General features: G+C 67.2%; 15 protein-coding genes and 2 tRNA genes. 12 read left to right on the top strand and 5 right to left on the bottom strand.

What is annotated here, in order from left to right:
• Position 1 precedes the first annotated feature (1 nt).
• On the bottom strand, positions 2–1,471 hold the full coding sequence (gene glpK, locus AC3WT0_RS07475; RefSeq protein WP_492752715.1) for a glycerol kinase GlpK: 1,470 nt from the start codon (positions 1,469–1,471) through the stop codon (positions 2–4).
• Positions 1,472–1,572: 101 nt separating this feature from the next.
• Here glpK and trxB point away from each other — a divergent pair, with 101 nt between their 5' ends.
• A complete protein-coding gene (trxB, locus tag AC3WT0_RS07470) occupies positions 1,573–2,550 on the top strand; it encodes a thioredoxin-disulfide reductase (RefSeq protein ID WP_492752713.1) in 978 nt (325 codons plus the stop codon).
• A 114-nt stretch (positions 2,551–2,664) separates the two neighbouring features.
• Here trxB and AC3WT0_RS07465 read toward each other — a convergent pair whose 3' ends face one another.
• Positions 2,665–3,513 (bottom strand): class I SAM-dependent methyltransferase, encoded by an 849-nt coding sequence (locus AC3WT0_RS07465; RefSeq protein WP_492752710.1) that lies wholly within the window; start codon positions 3,511–3,513, stop codon positions 2,665–2,667.
• A 56-nt stretch (positions 3,514–3,569) separates the two neighbouring features.
• Between AC3WT0_RS07465 and AC3WT0_RS07460 the strand changes: the two genes are divergently transcribed.
• The 5 genes from AC3WT0_RS07460 to AC3WT0_RS07440 all read left to right on the top strand — a co-directional run bounded on the left by AC3WT0_RS07460 (position 3,570) and on the right by AC3WT0_RS07440 (position 5,991).
• The gene (locus AC3WT0_RS07460; protein WP_492752708.1) at positions 3,570–4,310 is read left to right on the top strand and encodes a double zinc ribbon domain-containing protein; all 741 of its coding nucleotides are present in this window, start codon (positions 3,570–3,572) and stop codon (positions 4,308–4,310) included.
• Positions 4,311–4,341: 31 nt separating this feature from the next.
• Positions 4,342–4,599 (top strand): glutaredoxin 3, encoded by a 258-nt coding sequence (grxC, locus tag AC3WT0_RS07455; protein WP_492752707.1) that lies wholly within the window; start codon positions 4,342–4,344, stop codon positions 4,597–4,599.
• A gap of 4 nt (positions 4,600–4,603) precedes the next feature.
• Positions 4,604–5,428: a carbon-nitrogen hydrolase family protein gene (locus AC3WT0_RS07450; protein ID WP_492752706.1), complete on the top strand. Its 825-nt coding sequence runs from the start codon at positions 4,604–4,606 to the stop codon at positions 5,426–5,428.
• Complete coding sequence (locus tag AC3WT0_RS07445; RefSeq protein ID WP_492752704.1) at positions 5,425–5,850, top strand: DUF1178 family protein; 426 nt, start codon at positions 5,425–5,427, stop codon at positions 5,848–5,850. The genes AC3WT0_RS07450 and AC3WT0_RS07445 overlap by 4 nt, the downstream gene beginning before the upstream one ends.
• Before the next feature lie 64 nt (positions 5,851–5,914).
• Positions 5,915–5,991 (top strand) — tRNA-Arg (locus AC3WT0_RS07440).
• Between the two features lie 87 nt (positions 5,992–6,078).
• Here AC3WT0_RS07440 and AC3WT0_RS07435 read toward each other — a convergent pair.
• Positions 6,079–9,009 carry a M14 family zinc carboxypeptidase gene (locus tag AC3WT0_RS07435; protein ID WP_492752701.1) on the bottom strand — a complete coding sequence of 977 codons (2,931 nt, stop codon included), beginning with the start codon at positions 9,007–9,009 and terminating at the stop codon, positions 6,079–6,081.
• Between the two features lie 402 nt (positions 9,010–9,411).
• On the opposite strand from AC3WT0_RS07435, the gene AC3WT0_RS07430 reads away from it, so the two are divergent.
• A tRNA-Val gene (locus tag AC3WT0_RS07430) sits at positions 9,412–9,487 on the top strand.
• Positions 9,488–9,590: 103 nt separating this feature from the next.
• Positions 9,591–10,727 carry a DmpA family aminopeptidase gene (locus AC3WT0_RS07425; protein ID WP_492752699.1) on the top strand — a complete coding sequence of 379 codons (1,137 nt, stop codon included), beginning with the start codon at positions 9,591–9,593 and terminating at the stop codon, positions 10,725–10,727.
• On the opposite strand, the gene AC3WT0_RS07420 is transcribed toward AC3WT0_RS07425, so the two are convergent.
• Positions 10,718–11,020 carry a UBP-type zinc finger domain-containing protein gene (locus tag AC3WT0_RS07420; protein ID WP_492752696.1) on the bottom strand — a complete coding sequence of 101 codons (303 nt, stop codon included), beginning with the start codon at positions 11,018–11,020 and terminating at the stop codon, positions 10,718–10,720. The genes AC3WT0_RS07425 and AC3WT0_RS07420 overlap by 10 nt on opposite strands.
• A complete protein-coding gene (locus AC3WT0_RS07415; RefSeq protein WP_492752695.1) occupies positions 11,017–12,657 on the bottom strand; it encodes an FAD-dependent oxidoreductase in 1,641 nt (546 codons plus the stop codon). Before AC3WT0_RS07415 ends, AC3WT0_RS07420 begins: the two co-directional genes overlap by 4 nt.
• A 198-nt stretch (positions 12,658–12,855) precedes the next feature.
• Here AC3WT0_RS07415 and AC3WT0_RS07410 point away from each other — a divergent pair, with 198 nt between their 5' ends.
• The 4 genes from AC3WT0_RS07410 to AC3WT0_RS07395 all read left to right on the top strand — a co-directional run bounded on the left by AC3WT0_RS07410 (position 12,856) and on the right by AC3WT0_RS07395 (position 19,226).
• Positions 12,856–14,037 carry an MFS transporter gene (locus AC3WT0_RS07410; RefSeq protein WP_492752921.1) on the top strand — a complete coding sequence of 394 codons (1,182 nt, stop codon included), beginning with the start codon at positions 12,856–12,858 and terminating at the stop codon, positions 14,035–14,037.
• Positions 14,038–14,089: 52 nt separating this feature from the next.
• On the top strand, positions 14,090–15,820 hold the full coding sequence (locus AC3WT0_RS07405; RefSeq protein WP_492752694.1) for a copper resistance system multicopper oxidase: 1,731 nt from the start codon (positions 14,090–14,092) through the stop codon (positions 15,818–15,820).
• Positions 15,817–16,734, top strand: coding sequence for a copper resistance protein B (locus AC3WT0_RS07400; protein WP_492752691.1), 918 nt, complete (start codon positions 15,817–15,819; stop codon positions 16,732–16,734). The genes AC3WT0_RS07405 and AC3WT0_RS07400 overlap by 4 nt, the downstream gene beginning before the upstream one ends.
• Before the next feature lie 92 nt (positions 16,735–16,826).
• Entirely contained in the window at positions 16,827–19,226 is a 2,400-nt protein-coding gene (locus AC3WT0_RS07395; protein WP_492752690.1) for a beta-L-arabinofuranosidase domain-containing protein, read from the top strand.
• Positions 19,227–19,566 lie beyond the last annotated feature (340 nt).

Raw genomic sequence — 19,566 nt, 5'->3', positions numbered from 1 at the left:
GCTATTCGTCCAGCACGCCGCGCACCGCCACCGCCCAGCCTTCGAGACGCCTGAGCCTTTGTTCGCCGTCCAGCGCAGGTTCGAACGCCTGGGTCGCGCCGCGCATCGCCGCCGCCTCTTCGAGCGAGGCGAACCAGCCGATGCCGACGCCCGCGAGCATCGCCGCGCCCATTGCCGTCGTCTCGACGAAGGCTGGGCGCTCGACCGGGATGGCAAGCATATCGGCCAGATCCTGCGCGATCCAGTCGTTCGCTGCCATGCCGCCGTCGATGCGCAACCGCGCCCAGTCCGCACCGTCGGCGGCGAAGGCGGTCTTCAGATCGTGCGTCTGGTGCGCCATCGCTTCGAGCGCGGCGCGGACGATATGGTCGCGCCTCGTGGCGAAGCTCATCCCCGTCAGGCTCGCGCGCGCCTCGGGCCGCCACCAGGGCGCGCCGAGGCCCGAGAGCGCGGGGACGAGATAGACGCCGCCGCTGTCTGGCACGCCGCGCGTGATCGCCTCGGTCTCCGCCGCGCTGCCGATCAGGCCGATATCGTCGCGCAGCCATTTGATCAGGCTGCCCGCGACGAATACCGATCCCTCCAGCGCATAATGGCGCCGGCCCGCGATCTGATGGGCGACGGTGGCGAGAAGGCGGTTGTGCGACGTCGGCAGGCGGGCGCCGGTCGCCGTCAGCACGAAGGCGCCGGTGCCGTAGGTCGCCTTGGTGTCGCCGGGCGACAGGCAGGCCTGGCCGATCGTCGCGGCCTGCTGGTCGCCGGCTATGCCGCAGATCGGAATGGGCGCGCCGAACAGATCGGGCAACGTCTCGCCGAAGCGTCCTGCGCAATCGACGATCTCGGGCAGGATCGCGCGCGGCACGCCGAACAGGTCGCACAGCCCGTCGTCCCAGCCGCCGCTGCCGATCGCCATCAGCGCGGTGCGCGAGGCGTTGGTCGCGTCGCTGACGTGCAGGCCGCCGGTCATTTTCCAGATCAGCCAGGATTCGACGGTGCCGACAGCGAGGCGATCTCCAGCCGCGCGCAACTGCGGCCAGTTCTCCAGCGCCCAGCCGATCTTCGAGCCCGAGAAATAGGGATCGAGAAGCAGCCCGGTGCGCGCCTGCACCGAGGTTTCATACCCTTCGGCGCGCAGTTCTGCGCAGCGCGCGGCGGTGCGCCGATCCTGCCAGACGATGGCGGGGGCCAGCGGCTCGCCCGTCACCTTGTCCCAGAAGACGATGGTTTCGCGCTGGTTGGTGATGCCGATCGCGGCGATCCGGCCCACGCCGCCTGCCTCGGCGATCGCGGCGCGGGCGGAACCGATGCTCTTGTCCCAGATTTCGGCGGGATCATGCTCGACGAGGCCGGGGGCAGGGTAGTGCTGGGTCAGTTCGCAGCCATGCGTCGCGACCGGCTTGCCGCTGGAGTCGAAGATCATCGCGCGGGTCGATGTCGTGCCTTCGTCGATGACGAGAATCAGGTCGCTCATGTCTCTCCCTTGGGCCGCCGCGCTGTCCGCGCTGCTTGTTGCCGAACCGTGCGCCAATCCCTACATCCAAGTCCAATTCTTCTTCATCCGACGGACAGGCAATGACCAAGATTCACACCACCCGCATGCTGGTTCTGGGCTCCGGGCCGGCAGGGCTCACCGCCGCCATCTATGGCGCGCGCGCGGGGCTGGAGCCGATCGTCGTGCAGGGCATCCAGCCCGGCGGGCAGCTGACGACGACCACCGACGTCGAGAATTATCCCGGTTTCCGCGATGTCATCCAGGGGCCCTGGCTGATGCAGGAGATGCAGGCGCAGGCCGAGCATGTCGGCACGCGTATGATGTGGGACCAGATCGTCTCGGTCGATCTGTCGAAGCGGCCTTTCCGCCTGATCGGCGACAGCGGCGACGTCTATGAAGGCGAGACGCTGGTGATCGCGACGGGCGCTCAGGCCAAGTGGCTGGGGCTGGAGAGCGAGGAACTGTTGCGCGGCAAGGGCGTCAGCGCCTGCGCGACCTGCGACGGATTCTTCTATCGCGGCAAGAAGGTCGTGGTCATCGGCGGCGGCAACACCGCGGTCGAAGAAGCGCTCTACCTCACCAATCACAGCGACGACGTGACGATCATCCACCGCCGCGATCATTTCCGCGCCGAACGCATCCTGCAGGAGCGGCTGTTCGCCAATCCCAAGATCAAGGTCCTGTGGAACAAGACGGTCGACCGCTTCGTCGCGGGCGGCGATCCCGAAGGGCTTGTCGGCCTCGACCTCAAGGACATGGTGACCGGCGAGATCAGTCATATCGAGACCGATGGCGGCTTCGTCGCGATCGGCCACCAGCCGGCCACGGATCTGTTCAAGGGCCATCTGCCGCTTGACGCCGACGGTTATCTGGCTGTCGAGCCCGGCAGCTCGCGCACCGCCGTCCCCGGCGTTTTCGCGTGCGGCGACGTGATGGACAAGATCTATCGCCAGGCGGTGACGGCGGCCGGCACCGGCTGCATGGCCGCGCTCGATGCCGAGCGCTTTCTGGCAGCTGCCGAGTTCGAGGCCAAGCAGCGCGAGGCCGTCGCGGCCTGAGGGCTGCTCAGGCGAGATACTTCGTCATTGCGAGCGTAGCGAAGCAATCCAGTCCGATGTCGGGTATCGCCTGGATTGCGTCGTCGGCTTCGCCTCCTCGCAATGACGGTGAGGTCAGCTTTTCGGCTTGAGCGCTTCGGCAAGAGAAGCCGTGGCGCTGCCGCGCCGCGCGGGCTTTGGCTGCGAGGCGTCAGGCGACCAGCCTGAAAGATAGATCAGCTCGAACGTCTCGGCGATGCGGCCGTCGTCGTCGGCAGCTTCGCCGAAGGTTTCGAAGGCGCGGAACAGCGCCTCGCGGCCGATCGGCGGGCCGCGATCGACCAGGGCCGAGGTCGCCCCCATGCCGCGCAGATCGTTCAGCAGGCCCTCGAGCGACCGGTAGCGGACGTTGAGGCGGTCGCCGTCCGCCACGGGCATGGTGAAGCCGGTACGAACGAGCAGGTCGCCGGCGGACCGCACGTCGATCTGCGGATGGAGGCGCGGCGCGGCGCGATCGCCGTCGGCCGCGCTCATCGCCGCGCGCAGGCGCGGCAGGCTGCCGGCGCCGACGAATCCGCCGAGGAACAGACCATCGGGGCGCAGCGCCCGCCGGATCAACGCAAGCGCGCCGGGCAGGTCATTGACGCTGTCGAGCAGGCCGATCGAGATGATAAGGTCGAAGCTGGCATCGGCGAAGGGCAGGCGATCCTCGTCACACTGCACGCCGCCGGCGGCGCGCGCGAAGGCGAAGCCCGGATCGGCGGCGACCACCTTCATCCCGCGCCCGCACAGGCGATCGATCATGTGCGCGTCGCTTGCCCCCAGCACCAGCGCATGGCCGAAGTCGCGCGTGACCATCGCGAGCCGATCGACCAGTTCCTCGGCCATGTGATGGATCAGGAAGGCGTGTTCGGCGAAATGGGGCGTGGCACGGTCGCGGCGCAGGCGGCGCAGGCGGCGATCGAAAAGTTCGGGCGCGCTCATCGCGCGGCTTGTGCAGAAAGGCGTCGGCATCGACAAGAGCCAATATTGGGGGGGCCATGGGGCTTTTGCTTTCGCCGATCAGGGCCGCGATCGATTTCGCGTTGCCGCCGCGCTGCCCCGGTTGCGGAGTCGTGGTGGAGGCGGACCACCGCTTCTGCCCCGATTGCTGGCGCGCGCTCGATTTTCTGGGAAGCGAGGGCTGCGCCGCCTGCAACGTTCCGCTCGCCTTGCCCGCGCCGGGCGCGCTCTGCGCCGAATGCATGGCGGAGCCGCCGGCGCATGACGGCGTGCGTGCGGTCGTCGCCTATGGCGAGATCGCACGCGCGCTGGTGCTGAAGCTCAAGCATGGCCGCAAGCCCGGCCCCGCCGTGCTGATTGCCGAACATCTCGCGCGGCGGATCGATGCCGGCGACGGCGCGCTGCTGATCCCCGTGCCGCTGCATCGCCGCCGCCTCTGGTCGCGCGGCTTCAACCAGTCGGCGCTGATCGGGCGGGCGCTGGCGCGCCGCACGGGGCACGCGCTTGCGGTTGATCTGCTGCGGCGGACGCGCGCGACGCCGATGCTCGGCGGGCTGGGCCGCGACCGGCGCGCGCGGGCGGTGCGCGGCGCTTTTGCCGTCGCGCGCGACAAGCGCGAGGCGGTCCGAGGCCGCGCCGTCTATCTGATCGACGATGTCTATACGACGGGCGCCACCGCCAATGCCTGCGCGAAGGCGTTGAAGCGCGCGGGGGCGGCGCGTGTCGTCATTCTCTGCTGGGCGCGGGTGATCCGCGACGAAGCGGCCGGCGGATATTGACGCGGCCCCTGGCAGTGCCGAGATAGAGGCCATGGCCAAGGTTGAAATCTACACCAAATTTGCTTGCGGTTACTGCACGCGGGCAATCGCGCTCCTCAAGCAGAAGGGCGTGGCGTTCGAGGAATATGACGTGACGATGGGCGGCCCCAAGCGCGCCGAGATGATCGAGCGCGCGGGCGGACGCAGCACGACGCCGCAGATCTTCGTCGACGATCAGCATATCGGCGGGTGCGACGACATGATGGCGCTCGATCGCGCCGGCAAGCTCGATCCTCTGCTCGCCGCCTGATCCGATGCGCATCGCGATCTTTCAGATGACCAGCGGGATCGATCCCGCCGCCAATGCCGAGGCGCTGGCCAGGGCCGTTGCCGAAGCGAAGGCGGGCGGGGCGGATATGCTGTTCACGCCCGAGATGTCCGGGCTGGTCGACGGCAATCGCGAGCGCTCCGCACCGCATATCCGCCGCGAAGCCGACGATCCGGCACTGGCGCGCGTGCGCGCTGCGGCGGCCGAGGCGGGTATCTGGGTGCATCTTGGCTCGGTCGCGCTGGCCGAAGGCGAGGGCGGCCGCCGCGCCAACCGTGCTTTCGTGATCGACGATCGCGGGCATGTCCGCGTCCGATACGACAAGATCCATCTGTTCGACGTCGATCTGGCGACGGGTGAAAGCTGGCGCGAATCCTCGGTCTATGCGCCGGGCGGCCATGCTGCGACGGCGGCGACGCCGTGGGGCGTGCTCGGGCTCGGCATCTGCTATGACCTGCGCTTTCCCGATCTGTTTCGCGCGCTCACCAATGCCGGGGCGACGATGCTCGCCGTTCCCGCCGCCTTCACCGTGCCGACGGGCGAGGCGCACTGGCATGTGATGCTGCGCGCCCGCGCGATCGAATCCGCCGCCTTCGTCATCGCCGCCGCGCAGGTCGGCGAGCATGAGGACGGCCGGCGCACCTATGGCCATTCGCTGGTCATCGATCCGTGGGGCAAGGTACTGCTCGACATGGGCGAGACGCAGGGACTGGGCTTCGTCGACATCGACCCGGCCGAGGTCGATGCGGTGCGCGCGCGCATCCCGGTGATCGCGCATCGCCGCCCGATCGGTCCCGTCGTCAACGCATGATCGTCTTCGACCTGCAATGCGCGGGCGGCCATGTCTTCGAGGCGTGGTTCGGCAGCACGGCGGATTATGAGGGGCAGCGCGAGCGCGGGCTCGTCTCCTGCCCGGTCTGCGAGGATCGCGCGATCGAAAAGGCGGTGATGGCCCCGCGCCTGACCCCGGCCCCGATCGAGGCGGCGAACCCGCAGGAGCGGATCAAGGCATTGATGGCCGATCTTGCGCGCGCCCAGTCCCGGGTGCTCGAGGGATCGGAATGGGTCGGCAAGGGCTTTGCCGACGAAGCCCGCGCCATCCATCACGGCGAGCGCGAGCAGCGATCGATCCACGGTCAGGCCAGTGCGGAGGATGCATCCTCGCTGCTTGCCGAAGGCATCGCCGTCACGCCGCTGCCTTTCCCCGTGACGCCCCCCGAAGAGCGCAACTGAGGCGCCTCGCTCGCTGTCGCACCCGCTTGCTCCGGGCGTCCCCGCCCCGTATGTGAACGGCGGCGCGCCCGTAGCTCAGCAGGATAGAGCATCAGATTCCTAATCTGGGGGCCACTGGTTCGAATCCAGTCGGGCGCACCATTTCGCTTTTACATCAAGCTCGGGCGGCCGGTCGGCCCTGGGAACCCTGCTGGGTCCGAGGGCATGACCGGCGCGCACGCCATTTCCTTACTCGTTGCCGCCCTGTCCCGCAGGCTTCGGCGCGGGGGTGCCGACGCTCAGATGATCCCAGTTGAGGATCGCGTTGAAGCCGAGGAAGTAGCTGCCCTGCGTCTGCCAGCGCCAGAAGGGGCGCAGCGCGAACAGGACCATATGGCCCTTGCCGTCGGGCACATCGACGACGAGCGCCTTGTTGCTGAGCGCCTGACCGCCGTTGAGCATGCCGCTGAGCAGGATGTCGTCCGACTTGGTCGGGAACTGCATCACGACGCGCGGGAACTGGGTCGGCTCCGCGCCGCCGGTCCGCGAGGTGGGGAGCGCCGAGCCGAAGGGCGAGGCCGAGACTTCGGCCGGCGCCTTCTTGTCCTCGCCGCCCTCGTCGCCGGTCCAGGGCGAGATCTTCACCGGCACGGCGTTGGGCGTGACATTCTGGCTGAGGCGCGCGCCCGGGCCGTTGGGGTCGAAATAGCCGCCTATGCCCGAACCGCCCCGGCTGATCGTCAGCACCGGCGCTTCGGAGAAGTAGACGGGCATTTCCTTGCCGCGATAGCCGTAGGTGAGCGGGCTCGCCTTGTCGGTGATCACGCCGCGCATCAGCGCGCCCTTGGTGAAGAGCTCCGCCGGACGCGACGAGGTCACGCCTTCGGCGATGCCGTAGCTCGCGAGCATCTCGACCGTCGATCCGTCGGCGATCAGCGTGCCGCCTTCCTCGACGAACTTCTTGAGCTCGGCAAGGCCGTCGACCCCCAGGCCTCCGCGGATGTCGTCGGCCGAATCGAGCGCGCCGAGATTGGGGGTGAGGTCGCTCTTCTTGTAGGGGATGGGCACGTTGCCGTTCATCGCGACGCCCGTGACCTGCTCCTTCGCGCCGACGCCGACATTCGGGTAGATGATCACGTCATATTTGGCGCGCAGGCCGCCTTCGCGCGCCTTGATGTCGGCGAAATAGGTGTAGGGGACGCCATAATGGTCGAGCGCGGCGCGCCACCAGCCCTCGTCCTGCGTGCGCAGCCAGCTGTGCAGATAGCCGATGCGCGGCGCGGTGATGGCGTGCGACTTGACCGACGGCGCCTTCGCCACGGCTTCGCCCGACACGCCCAGTTCGGCCGCGACCTGCGCCACCGCGGCGCGATCGGCATCCGCGATGATGAAGCTGCCCGCCGCATATTGCCGGCCGCCGATCGCGAAACCTTCCTCTGCGACCGACATCTTCGCGCCCTTGAGGCGGAAGCGCAGCGCGACCAGCGCATTGTCGCCGGTATGATCGAAGACGATCGTCGTGCCCGAACCCGTCACGCCGCCCGCCGGGCGGATGTCGTCGGTGATCAGCGTCATCGGCTTGTCGAGGATCGTCGGGTCCTTGATCGTCTTCAGGTCGATGTTGCGCATGAACTGCATCGTCCAGCCCGTGTCGTCATAGGGACGCGGGTTGGCGGCCGGGTAGTTCTGGATGCTCGTGTACATGTCGACGAGCGTCCGATAGGGCTGGTCGCCACGGATCACGAAGTCGCCTGCCGCGACGGCGACGCCGCCGGCGGAGAACGCCGTATTGGCGCGGCTGACTTCGACCCCCTGATGGCGCAGATCGTTGAGCATGTCGGCAAGGTTGAGCTTGGCGATCTGCTTGGCCGGGATCACCCAGGCGTTGATGTCGCCGGTCTTGCCCGCGTTGATTGCGGCCTTCGACTTGACCCAATAATTGTCGAGATAGAGCTCATGATCGGTCGCCACGCGGTTGAGCGCGAAGAGCAGCGCCGATTCCTGCAGGTTGGTGTTGTTGCGGGGACCCCAGTCGATCGACGGCAGCGGCGGATTGGGGCGGTACCATTCCTTGCTGGTCACGGTCGGGGCGAGCTTCAGCCCCTTCTGGATATCGGGGCCATAGCTCTGCACTTCGTAGAAGCGGCCGAAGCTGTTGTGCGTCTGCGCGATCCAGAAGAGATAGTTGGGCACCCAGCCGTCGTAGAAGCCGTAGGTCCACACGCCCGGCACGTTGCGCTTGGTCATTTCCATGACCTCGGTCTCGGCGAGCAGCCACCACTCGTTCGACTGGATCGGGTTGAGCTGGGGATTGTAGGGGCCGGTGCCGGTCGAGACGTAGAGGTAGGACTGCGCCTCGTGCAGATCGTGCAGCACCGTCGGGTGCCATTCGAGGACATTCTCGGTGATCGCCTGCGTCAGCTTCAGATACTGGCCCATGCCGTCGCGGTTGTTGTCGTGCGCGACATATTTGCCCCAGTAGATCATCGGCGGGCGCGGATTGCCGGTCTTCTTCCCGTAATAATAGGTGTCGACCATCTTCTCGCGGCCGTCGACCTCCAGCACCGGGGTGATGAAGGTGATCATGTTGTTGCGGATCTTCTGGATGAAGGGCGTTTCCTCCACCGCGAGGCGATAGGCGAGCTCGATCAGCATCTCGGGGCCGCCGGTTTCGGGCGAGTGGATGCCGCTGGTCACCCAGTAGATGGGCTTGCTGGTCTTGATGATGCTCTGGGCCTGCGCCTCGCTGGTCTTGCGCGGGTCGCCGAGCGCGGCGAGATCGGCCTTGTATTTGTCGAGATTCTTGAGCGTCTCCTCGTCGGCGATCGCGATGACGACGATGTCGCGGCCTTCCTCGGTCTTGCCCAGCGTCCAGAACTTCACGCGCGGCGAGGTCTTGGCCAGCTCCTGATAATAGCGTTCGATATCCTTGGCGTAGGTCAGTTCGCTCGGCGTGCCGGGGATGCGGCCGAAGAATTTGAGCGGGGTGGGGACGGTGTCCGACGCCGGCAGGTGATCGACCAGCTCGGTGGTGAAGCGCTTGTCGACCAGATGCTGGTTGATCAGCTTGCCATATTCGGCGTCCTGGGGCTGGACCGGCGCATCGGCCGCCGAAGCCGCGCTGGCGAGAATCGCGGTCGCCAACGCCAGAGTACATACCGCCGGAAAATGCCTGTTCATAACCGTCCTCGCAGAGCAGAAGCCAAAGCTATGAGGAAGCGGCGGGGAACGGCTGCGCACAACCGGACCTTGCCCCCCCGGAACCTTCCCCCCGTGCCGACTATCAGACACGAAAGAGCAAGGTTGCAAGGGGTTGGCGCGAGCCGATGACGCACGGCGCGAACCGCGATGGGCTTCGTCGTAGTCCATTCGGACTATAATGTGTAAGATTCAATCGTTTACGAGAATAAAATTACAAATAATTCGGATTCTGTAGGTCAAAATAACCTATTTTCCCGCTCACTAAAGATCGATTGCGCTGATTGCGCCATTTGCACGCAGGGCGCGCGCGGCATGGCGATCTGCAGTCGCCGCCTACCTTGCCCGAATGCCCTGCGCGTGGCAGGAGGCGCTTCCCGATAGGGGCGCTTAGCTCAGTTGGTAGAGCATCTCGTTTACACCGAGAGGGTCGGCGGTTCGAGCCCGTCAGCGCCCACCATTTATCGATCACTCGAACCCATGCCAAGCGCGCGCCTTCTTGCAGCGTTGATCGGCGATGGTGCGTCGCGCATTCTGCTGTGCGGGCAATGAGGTGAGGTTCGATGACGATCAGGATGCTGATGCTGACGACGATCGCGGCGGCGGCCGGTGCGCCGGCGGAAGCAGGGCAGCGCGCGCGGGAGGCGGGTGTCGTCACCGGCATTCTTCAGCCGGGGCCGCTCAACGCGATTACCGATGTCGCGGGCGTTTCGGTCGGGCAGGTGACGATCGACAAAGGCCCGGATATCCACACCGGCGTCACCGCCGTGCTGCCGCATGGCGGCAACCTGTTCCAGCAAAAGGTGCCGGCGGGCTTCGTTGCCGCCAATGCGTTCGGCAAGTTCGCCGGATCGACGCAGGTGGCCGAGCTGGGCGAGATCGAGACGCCGATCCTGCTGACCAATACGCTGAATGTCGCCGAGGGTGTCGCGGCGACAATCGAATGGACGCTCGCGCAGCCAGGAAACGAACAGGTCCGGTCGGTCAACGCCGTCGTCGGCGAAACCAATGACGGCGAGCTCAACGACATTCGCGGTCGCCATGTCAGCATCGCCGACGCGCGGCGAGCGATCGAGACGGCGAAGCCCGGGCCGGTCGCGGAGGGCGTGGTGGGCGCGGGCACCGGGACGGTCGCCTTCGGCTATAAAGGCGGGATCGGCACGTCGTCGCGCCTGCTTCCCGCCAGCCTTGGCGGCTGGACCGTGGGCGTGCTGGTGCAAAGCAATTATGGCGGCGTGCTCACGATCGCCGGCGTGCCCGTGGGCGTGAAGCTCGGCCAATATGAGTTCAGGCGCGAGATCGAGCAGAAGCGCGGCGACGGATCGGTGGTGATCGTGATCGCGACCGATGCGCCGCTGTCTGACCGCAACCTGCGCCGGCTTGCCGAGCGCGCCTTTGCCGGTATCGCGCGCACCGGATCGAGCTTCACCAACGGGTCGGGCGACTACGCCGTCGCCTTCTCGACCAGCGCGGCGGTGCGACGCACGGTGGAACGGCGGGCAGGCGCGGCGAGCATGACCGATCTGCCCAATGACCTGATGTCGCCGCTTTTCCAGGCGGCGGCGGAGGCGACCGAGGAAGCTGTGCTCAATTCGCTGTTCGCGGCGCACCGCGTCGTCGGGCGGAACAGGACGGTGGAGGCGCTGCCGCTCGACCGCGTGCTGCCGATGCTCGGTCTACCGGCAGCCGTTCAGAAATAGCGCGGGATCGGGCCCCATTGCGGGGTCTGGTCGGGCAGGTCGATCTCGATATCGTCGACATAGCACCAGCCCCACCCCTCGGGCGGATCATAGCCTTCGATGATCGGGTGGCGCGTGGCGTTGAAATGCGCGCGCGCATGGCGATGCGGCGACTGGTCGCAGCAGCCGACATGGCCGCAGCTGCGGCAGATGCGCAGATGCACCCAGCGGCTGCCGGTCTTCAGGCATTCCTCGCAGCCGCGCGCGCTCGGCGTCACTTCGTTGATCGTGATGCTGTGGGGGCAATCGGTCATGCAGGCTCCTCCTGGGTGCGCTCGGCGAGCACGGCGTGAATCTGGGCAATGACGGCGGCACCTTCGCCGACCGCAGCGGCGACGCGCTTGACCGATCCGGCGCGCACATCGCCGATCGCGAAGACGCCGGCCCGATCGGTCTCCAGTGCGCGCGGGCCGTGGCCGGTGATGACGAAGCCCTTGGCGTCGGTCTTCACGCATTCGGCGAGCCAGTCCGCATTGGGATCGGCGCCGATGAACAGGAAGAGATGGCGGATCGGCACCTGCCGCACCACGCCCTGCCGGTTGCGGACCGAGGCTACGGCGGGGCCATGGGCATGATCGCCCTCGATTCCCACGATTTCGCAGCCGACATTGACCTCGACATTGGGAAGCGCGGCGATGCGGTCGATCAGGTAGCGCGACATCGTCTCGGAAAGGTCGCGGCGGACGAACAGGTGCAGCCGCTTCACATGCGGCGCGAGGAAGACGACCGCCTGCCCCGCCGAATTGCCGCCGCCGATCAGCGCCACGTCGCAGTCCGCGCACAACCGCGCCTCGATCGGCGATGCCCAGTAAGAGACGCCCGCACCGTCGAAATTGGAAAGACCTTCTATCTCCGGCCGGCGATAGCGCGCCCCCGATGCGACGACGACGGTCCTGGCGCGCACGGTGCGATCGCCGGCAAGCTCCAGCGCCAGCCGATCGCCCTCGCAGTCGAGCCGCTCGACCTGCACGGGGGCAGCGATCTCCGCGCCGAACTTGAGCGCCTGATTGAAGGCACGGCCGGCAAGCGCGATGCCCGAAATGCCGGTGGGGAAGCCCAGATAATTCTCGATCCGCGCCGAGGCGCCGGCCTGGCCGCCCATTGCGCGCTCGTCGAGCACGATCACCGACAGGCCTTCGGACGCGCCATAGACGGCGGCGGCCAGCCCTGCAGGACCGGCGCCGACGATCGCGACGTCGTAGATACGGTCGGGATCGATCTCGGGCGTCATGCCCAGGCAGTGGGCAAGCTCGACCTCGTTGGGGCGCTTGAGCATCTTGCCGCTTGGGCAGACGACGAGGGGCAGTTCTTCGGCGCGGAGCGCGAGGCGCTCGACCAGCGCGTGGCCTTCCTCGTCGGTCGCCGCGTCGAGCACGAGGTTGGGGAAGCCGCTGCGCGTCAGGAAGCTCTGCAGGCGCACTATGTCAGGGCTACCCGGCGTGCCGATGATGATCGTGCCCGCGCCGCCCTCCTCGATCAGCGCGACGCGGCGGAGGATGAGTGCGCGCATCACGAATTCGCCGATCTCGGCCGATCCGATCATCAGCGCGCGCAGATGCGGGGCGTCGAAGGGCAGGGCGGTGCAGCCGTCGGGGCCGGCGCGGCTGGTCGCGATGGCGGCGCGGCCGGCAAGCTGGTTGACCTCGCCGGTGAACTGGCCGGGGCCGAGCGTCGTGATCGGCGTTTCGTGGCTGAGCCCATCGCGCCGGGACGAGATCAACGAGCCGTCGAGCACAAGCCAGGCGGGAGCGCCCTGATCGCCAATGGCATAGACGGTTTCGCCGGGTGCGAAACTCTGCGGAGGTCCGCTGGCGAAGACGCGCGCGGCCTCGATCTGCGCCGCACTGAGCACCGGAAACATCTGATGATGGCGCGTCTGGATAGTGTTCATGGCCCGCCGATTCCGTCCTGTGGGAGGAATTGCAGAGTAGCGGGACGAAGGGCGGTGCGAAAGCGGCCAGAGCGGGCGCTAAACCTATGTATGGCGGTGCGTGGCGGCCGGTCCCTCCATGCCACTACCGCGCCGCCCACGCGCTTCCTACATGGCGCGGGCGTCGGGTGGGGCGCAGCCCGGAGCCGAACGATGACGATGACCGCCGAGACGATTGAGCAGAACCCGACCGTGCTGGGACGCGGCCTGACCTTTGCGATGGCGGCGGCGGCCGGCGTCGGCGTCGCCAACATCTATTATAACCAGCCGATGCTGGGGCTGATCGAACGCGACCTGCCGGGCGCGCTGACCGGTTTCGTGCCGACGGTGACGCAGATGGGCTATGCGGCCGGGCTGTTCCTGCTGGTCCCGCTTGGCGACGTGGTCGAACGGCGGCGGCTGATCGTCATCCAGTTTCTCGTGCTCGCCGTCGCGCTCGTCGCGGCGGCCTGGTCGCCGGGCGCGGGGATGCTGCTGGTGGCGTCGCTTCTCGTCGGCTTCGTCTCGACCGTCGCGCAGCAGATCGTGCCCTTCGCCGCGCACCTCGCGCCGCCCGAGCGTCGCGGCGCCGTCGTCGGCACCGTCATGTCGGGGCTGTTGTGCGGCATCCTGCTCAGCCGCACGCTCGCCGGCGTCGTCGCGACGCATGGCGGCTGGCGCGAGATGTTTCTGCTCGGCGCGCCGATCGCGTTGGTCGCGGGCGGGGTGATGGCGCTGCGCCTGCCGCGTTCGGAGCCGAGCGCGGGGCTGACCTATGCGCGGCTGATGCATTCGCTGGGCGGGCTGTGGCGCAATTACGGCGAATTGCGGCTGGCGGCGGCGACGCAGGCCCTGCTGTTCGCCGCGCTGATCGCCTTCTGGACCGTGCTGGCCTTCCATCTCGAGGAACCTCGCTACCGGCTCGGCGCGGACGTCGCCGGGCTGTTCGGCGTGATCGGTGCGGTCGGTATCCTCGCCGCACCCATTGCGGGGCGCATCGCCGATCGCAGCGGACCGCACCGGATGATCGCGCTCGGCGCGTTGCTGACGCTCGCGTCGTGGGGCATCTTCGCCTTCTGGCAATCGATCGCGGGGCTGGTCGTGGGCGTCATCCTGCTCGATCTCGCGGTGCAGAGCGCGCTTGTCTCCAACCAGCATATCGTCTTCGCGCTCCAGCCCGACGCGCGGGCGCGGCTCAACACCATCTTCATGGGGACGATGTTCATTGGCGGCACCGCCGGATCGGCCGGGGCGACCTTCGCCTGGAACGAGGGCGGGTGGAACGCGGTCGCGCTGTTCGGCGTCGCGCTCGCGGGGCTGGCCGTATTGTTGCAGATGGGCAGCCTCCGCCGGCGCCGATAGCCTCTGGTCCTTCGGGCACGCGGGTGGCAGAGCCGCAGCGACCGGGAGACAGATGATTCAGGACTATAGTCGCAGGGATGTGTTGCGCGGCGTAGCGCTGGCCGGGGGCGGGATGGCGCTGGCGCCCTGGCTGCCGGGCTGGGCGCAGCCGGTGTCGGCGGGGATCGTGACGCCGGACATGCCGGCGCTTTCGGGCGAGGAAATCCGCCTGAAGATCGCGCGGCAGACGCTGGTGGTCGACGGGCGGCCGACGCGGGCGATCGGGATCAACGGCACGGTGCCCGGCCCGCTGATCCGCCTGCGCGAAGGGCAGGACGTACGGCTGATCGTCGAGAACGGGCTGGACGAGGACAGTTCGATCCACTGGCACGGGCTGATCCTGCCCGCACAGTTCGACGGCGTGCCCGGCGTGTCCTTTCCCGGCATCGCCCCGCGATCGAGCTTCACCTATCAATTCCCGATCCGCCAGTCCGGCACTTACTGGTATCACAGCCATTCGGGGCTGCAGGAGCAGGCGGGTCATTATGGCCCGATCGTCATCGATCCCGCCGGCGCCGATCCGATCGCAGCCGATCGCGAGCATGTCGTCGTCCTGTCCGATCACAGCCGCATGTCGCCCGAGGCGATCTTCCGCAAGCTCAAGGCGCAGCCGGGCTATTTCAACTATCAGCGCCAGACGCTCGCCGGGCTGATCGGCGGGCGCGACCAGAAGGCCGGCGAGCGCATCGACTGGGGCGCGATGCGGATGGACCCGGCCGACGTCTCGGACGTGACGGGATCGACCTACACCTATCTCGTCAACGGCCATGGCCCGAAGGACAACTGGACCGCGCTGTTCGCGCCCGGCGAACGCGTGCGGCTGCGCTTCATCAACGCATCGTCAATGACCAGCTTCAACGTCCGCATCCCCGGCCTCGTGCTGACGGTGGTGCAGGCCGACGGGCAGAATATCCGCCCCGTCGAGACCGACGAGTTCCAGATCGCCGTTGCGGAAACTTACGACGTGATCGTCACGCCGGCGGCGGACCGCGCCTATACGATCGTCGGCGAGGCGATCGACCGGTCCGGCATGGCGCGCGCGACGCTTGCCCCGCGCGCGGGCATGACGGCCGAGGTGCCGCCGCTTCGCCCCCGTCCGCTCGCGACCATGAAGGATATGGGCATGGGGGCCATGGATCATGGCGCGATGGGGCACGGATCCATGCAGATGGATATGGGCGGGGGATCGATGCGGATGCGCGACTTCGCCAACGCCCCGCAGGTCGAGCGGACGCCGGGCGTGCAGACGATCTCGCCCATGCCGATGGACCGCACGGGTGAGCCGGGGCAGGGGCTCGCGGGTGTCGGCCACCGCGTGCTCGTCTATCGCGATCTGGTGGCGCTCGAAGCCAATCCCGATACGCGACCGCCCGGCCGCCGGATCGACATTCACCTGACGGGCAATATGGAGCGCTTCATGTGGTCGTTCGACGGCGTGAAGATGTCGGACCATATGGAGCCCATCCCCTTCACGCTCGGCGAGCGCGTCCGGATCAACCTGATCAATGACAGCATGATGGGGCATCCCATCCACCTGCACGGCCATTTCTTCGAGCTTGCGACAGGGCATGGCGATCACGCGCCGCGCAAGCATACGGTGATGGTCCATCCGGGGGGCAAGGTAAGCTGGGACTTCACCGCGGACGCGGTGGGCGACTGGGCCTTCCACTGCCACCTTCTCTACCACATGCATGCCGGCATGATGCGCGTGGTGAGCGTGCGCCCGAAGGGCGAGGGCGCATGAGCCGGCTGATCGCGATCCTGGCGCTGGCGAGCGCAACTCCGGCGCTGGCCCAACAGGCTCCGGCCGCCGATCCGCAGGCCGAACCTGCCGCGATGGACCATTCGGCGATGTCCGGCATGGATCATGGCGAGATGGACCACGCGGCGATGGGGCATGGCCCTGCACCGGCGGCGGCGGGCGATGCGCCGGCGCCCGCCGTGCCGGGCGATCATTATGCCGATCGCTTCTTCGATCCCGCGGTCATGGCGCACGCCCGCAACCAGATGATGCGCGAGGGCGGGGGCGGGACGTTCCACCAGATATTCTTCAACCTCGCCGAATATCAGGCGCGCAAGGGCGAGGATGGCTATCGCTGGGATGGCGAGGGCTGGTTCGGCGGAGACGTCAACCGGCTGACCGTCAAGACCGAAGGCGAGGGCGGCCGGCGATCGGGCGTCGACGCGGCTGAAGTGCAGGCGCTCTACAGCCGCGCGGTCGGCGCCTATTTCAACCTGCAGGCCGGCGTGCGGCAGGATCTGGGGCGTGGCCCCGATCGCACCTATGCGACGATCGGGTTCGAGGGGCTCGCGCCTTATATGTTCGAGGTCGAAGGCGCCTTGTTCCTGTCGAACAAGGGCGATCTGCTCGCGCGGGCGGAAGGCTGGTATGACCAGCGCGTCACCCAGCGGCTGATCCTCCAGCCGCGCGTCGAGCTCAACTTCGCGGCGCAGGACGTGCCCGAGCAGCGGATCGGATCGGGGCTTGTCGATGCCGAGCTGGGCTTGCGCCTGCGATACGAGATCGCGCGCGAATTCGCGCCCTATGTCGGCGTTTCGTGGGAAGGCCGGGCCGGCCGCAGCGCAGATTATGCGCGGCTGGCGGGCGATGGTCCGACGAGCACGAGCTTCGTCGCCGGCATTCGCTTCTGGTTCTGACCGGCGCTTCTGGTTCTGACCGGGGTCGGCGAGGGGCGGCTTGCAGCTATAAATAGTCCGACTAATATCGCCTGCGATAACAGGAGAGTTTGGTGTCGGGCGAGCAAGCGAAGGAATGCGCCGGTCATGGCGCGGGGCGTCGATATGATGGGCGCGGTGGACCGACACGACGGACTTTCCTGATTTCATCCAGCCTGCTGGCGCTTGCCGGACCGACCTGGGCGCGGACGCTGGTCGTCGATCACGCGACGCGCGCCGAGCCGGTGCCGGCGCGTTTCGTCCGGCTCAAAGCCTCTCCCTTCGCCGATGCGATCGCGGCGGACAGGCGCTATCTCCTGTCGCTCGATCCAAAACGATTGCTCCATAATTTCTATCTTTCGGCGGGCCTGCCGACGAAGGGCGGCTGCTATGGCGGCTGGGAGGCCATGGGGATTGCCGGCCATTCGCTTGGTCATTGGATGTCGGCTTGCGCGCTGATCGTCGCCAATGGCGGCGATGCCGAAGTGGCGGCGCGGATCGATGAAGCGCTGGTCGAGATGGCGGCGATCCAGAACGCACAGGGCGACGGCTATCTCTGCGGGACGACGGTCGAACGCGACGGCAAGAGCGTCGACGGCAAGATCGTGTTCGAGGAAGTGAGGCGCGGCGAGATCCATAATCGCGGCTGGGATCTGAACGGCGGCTGGGTGCCCGTCTATACGCTGCACAAGATCGTCGCGGGGCTGCTCGATGCGCATAATCTGGCGGGCAATCCGCGTGCGATGCCCATCGCGCTGGGCGTCGCCGGTTATTTTGGCACAATCGTCGAAGGGCTGAGCGACGCTCAGGTCCAGCAACTCCTCCACACCGAGCATGGCGGGATCGCGGAAAGCTATGCCGAGCTTTACGCGCTGACCGGCGATGCGCGCTGGCTGACCATCGCCAGGCGCTTGCGCCATCATGCCGTGATCGATCCGCTGGCCGCCGGGCGTGACCAACTGGAGGGACTGCACGCCAATACCCAGATACCGAAGCTGATCGGCATGGCCCGGCTATATGAGGTGGCGGGCGATCCGGCCGATGCCAAGGCGGCGCGCTTCTTCCACGATCGCGTCACGCATCATCACAGCTATGTCATCGGAGGAAATTCGGAGCGCGAGCATTTCGGCGCGCCGGACAAGCTGGCGGGGCGGCTGAGCAACGCCACGTGCGAGTCCTGCAACAGCTATAATATGCTGAAGCTGACCCGGCATCTCTATGGCTGGGAGCCGCGCGGCGAATGGTTCGACTATTATGAGCGCGTGCAGTTCAACCACATGCTTGCGCATCAGCGGCCCGACAGCGGCATGTTCGCCTATTTCATCCCGATGGAGACGGGCGCGCGGCGCGACTGGTCGACGCCCGAGGACAGTTTCTGGTGCTGCGTCGGATCGGGCATGGAAAGCCACGCCAAACACGCCGATTCAATCTACTGGCAGGGTGGTCGGACGCTGTTCGTCAACCTGTTCATTCCCTCGACGCTCGACTGGACCGACAAGGGGCTTAAGCTCGATCTCGACACTGCTTATCCGATGGACGGCGATATCGCGCTGGCCGTGGCCCGGGCGCCGCGCCGGGCGATGACGATCGCGCTGCGCATCCCGGCATGGTCCCCCGATGCGCGGCTGCGCCTGAACGGCGAAGCCGTCGTCGCCGAAAGGCGTGACGGCTATGCCTTCATCACGCGGCGATGGCAGGCGGGCGACAAGCTCAAATTGTCGCTTGACATGCCGCTCCGCGCCGAGCCGATCGCCGGCGATCCCACGACATTGGCCTTTGTCAGCGGGCCGCTGGTGCTGGCTGCCGATCTCGGGCCCGCTGACCGGCCGTTCGACGATACGCCGCCCGCCTTGCTTGCCGAAGGCGATCCCGCCGCGGTGCTGGCACCCATCTCGGGCAAGCCGCACCATTTCCGCCTGACGCCGGTGATGGGCGCGCCCGTCGAGATGAAGCCCTTCTTCCCGCTCTACGACCGGCGGACGGCCGTCTATTTCCGCACTTTCACGCCGCAGAGTTGGGCGACGGGCAAGACGCAATATCTGGCTGACGAAGCGGCGCGTGCCGACCTTGTCAGACGCACCGTCGATATATTCCACATCGGCGAGATGCAGCCAGAGCGCGATCACGGTTTTGAATCGACGCGCAGCGAGCCGGGCCAATTCTATGCCCGAAGCTCGCGCAGGCTGCCGGCGGGGGAGACGATGCGCTTCCGGCTCGCGCGACGGCCGGGGGCAGCGCTACTGCGCGTCACCTATTGGGGCAACGACATCGACCGCATCGCCGAGATTTCAGTCGACGGCGTGTCGGTCGCGACGGAGCGGCGGCCCGGACCGGTCAAGGATTATTGGGTGGTCGTCGACTATCCGCTGCCGCCCACCGCTGCCGCCAGCTCGATGGTCGCCTTCGCCGCGAAGCAAGGCGACACGGTGATCTACGAAGCGCGGGTCATCCAGCCCGAAGGCGGATCGACCTAGGGTGCAAGGTCCTGGCTTTTCAGGACAATCCAGGAAGCCGGAAATACGAATGCCCGGATCGTTTCCGACCCGGGCACCCGCGTGACGAATGCTCGTCAGCCCCCTTTGCTTCCACTCAACGCACCGACGCCCCCTCAAGCTACGGCACGGAGCGAAAGCCTCCCAGAACCAAGGCTTTGCCTGCGTTAAGGTGAGCGAAAGCTACGAGAGGCTTTGGAGGCTGTCATCACGATTCGCACGATGCTGACACGATTGACAGCAGCCTGTGTTCTATCGGCAACAGCCGCGCTTCCGGTTGCAAGCGGAAGCGCCTAACCCTAAGGGCCGGACAGCCAATGCC

This window comes from Sphingomonas sp. EU05-FHT14C10 (assembly GCF_058790595.1).
This window is presented reverse-complemented; position numbering and strand designations above follow the sequence as displayed.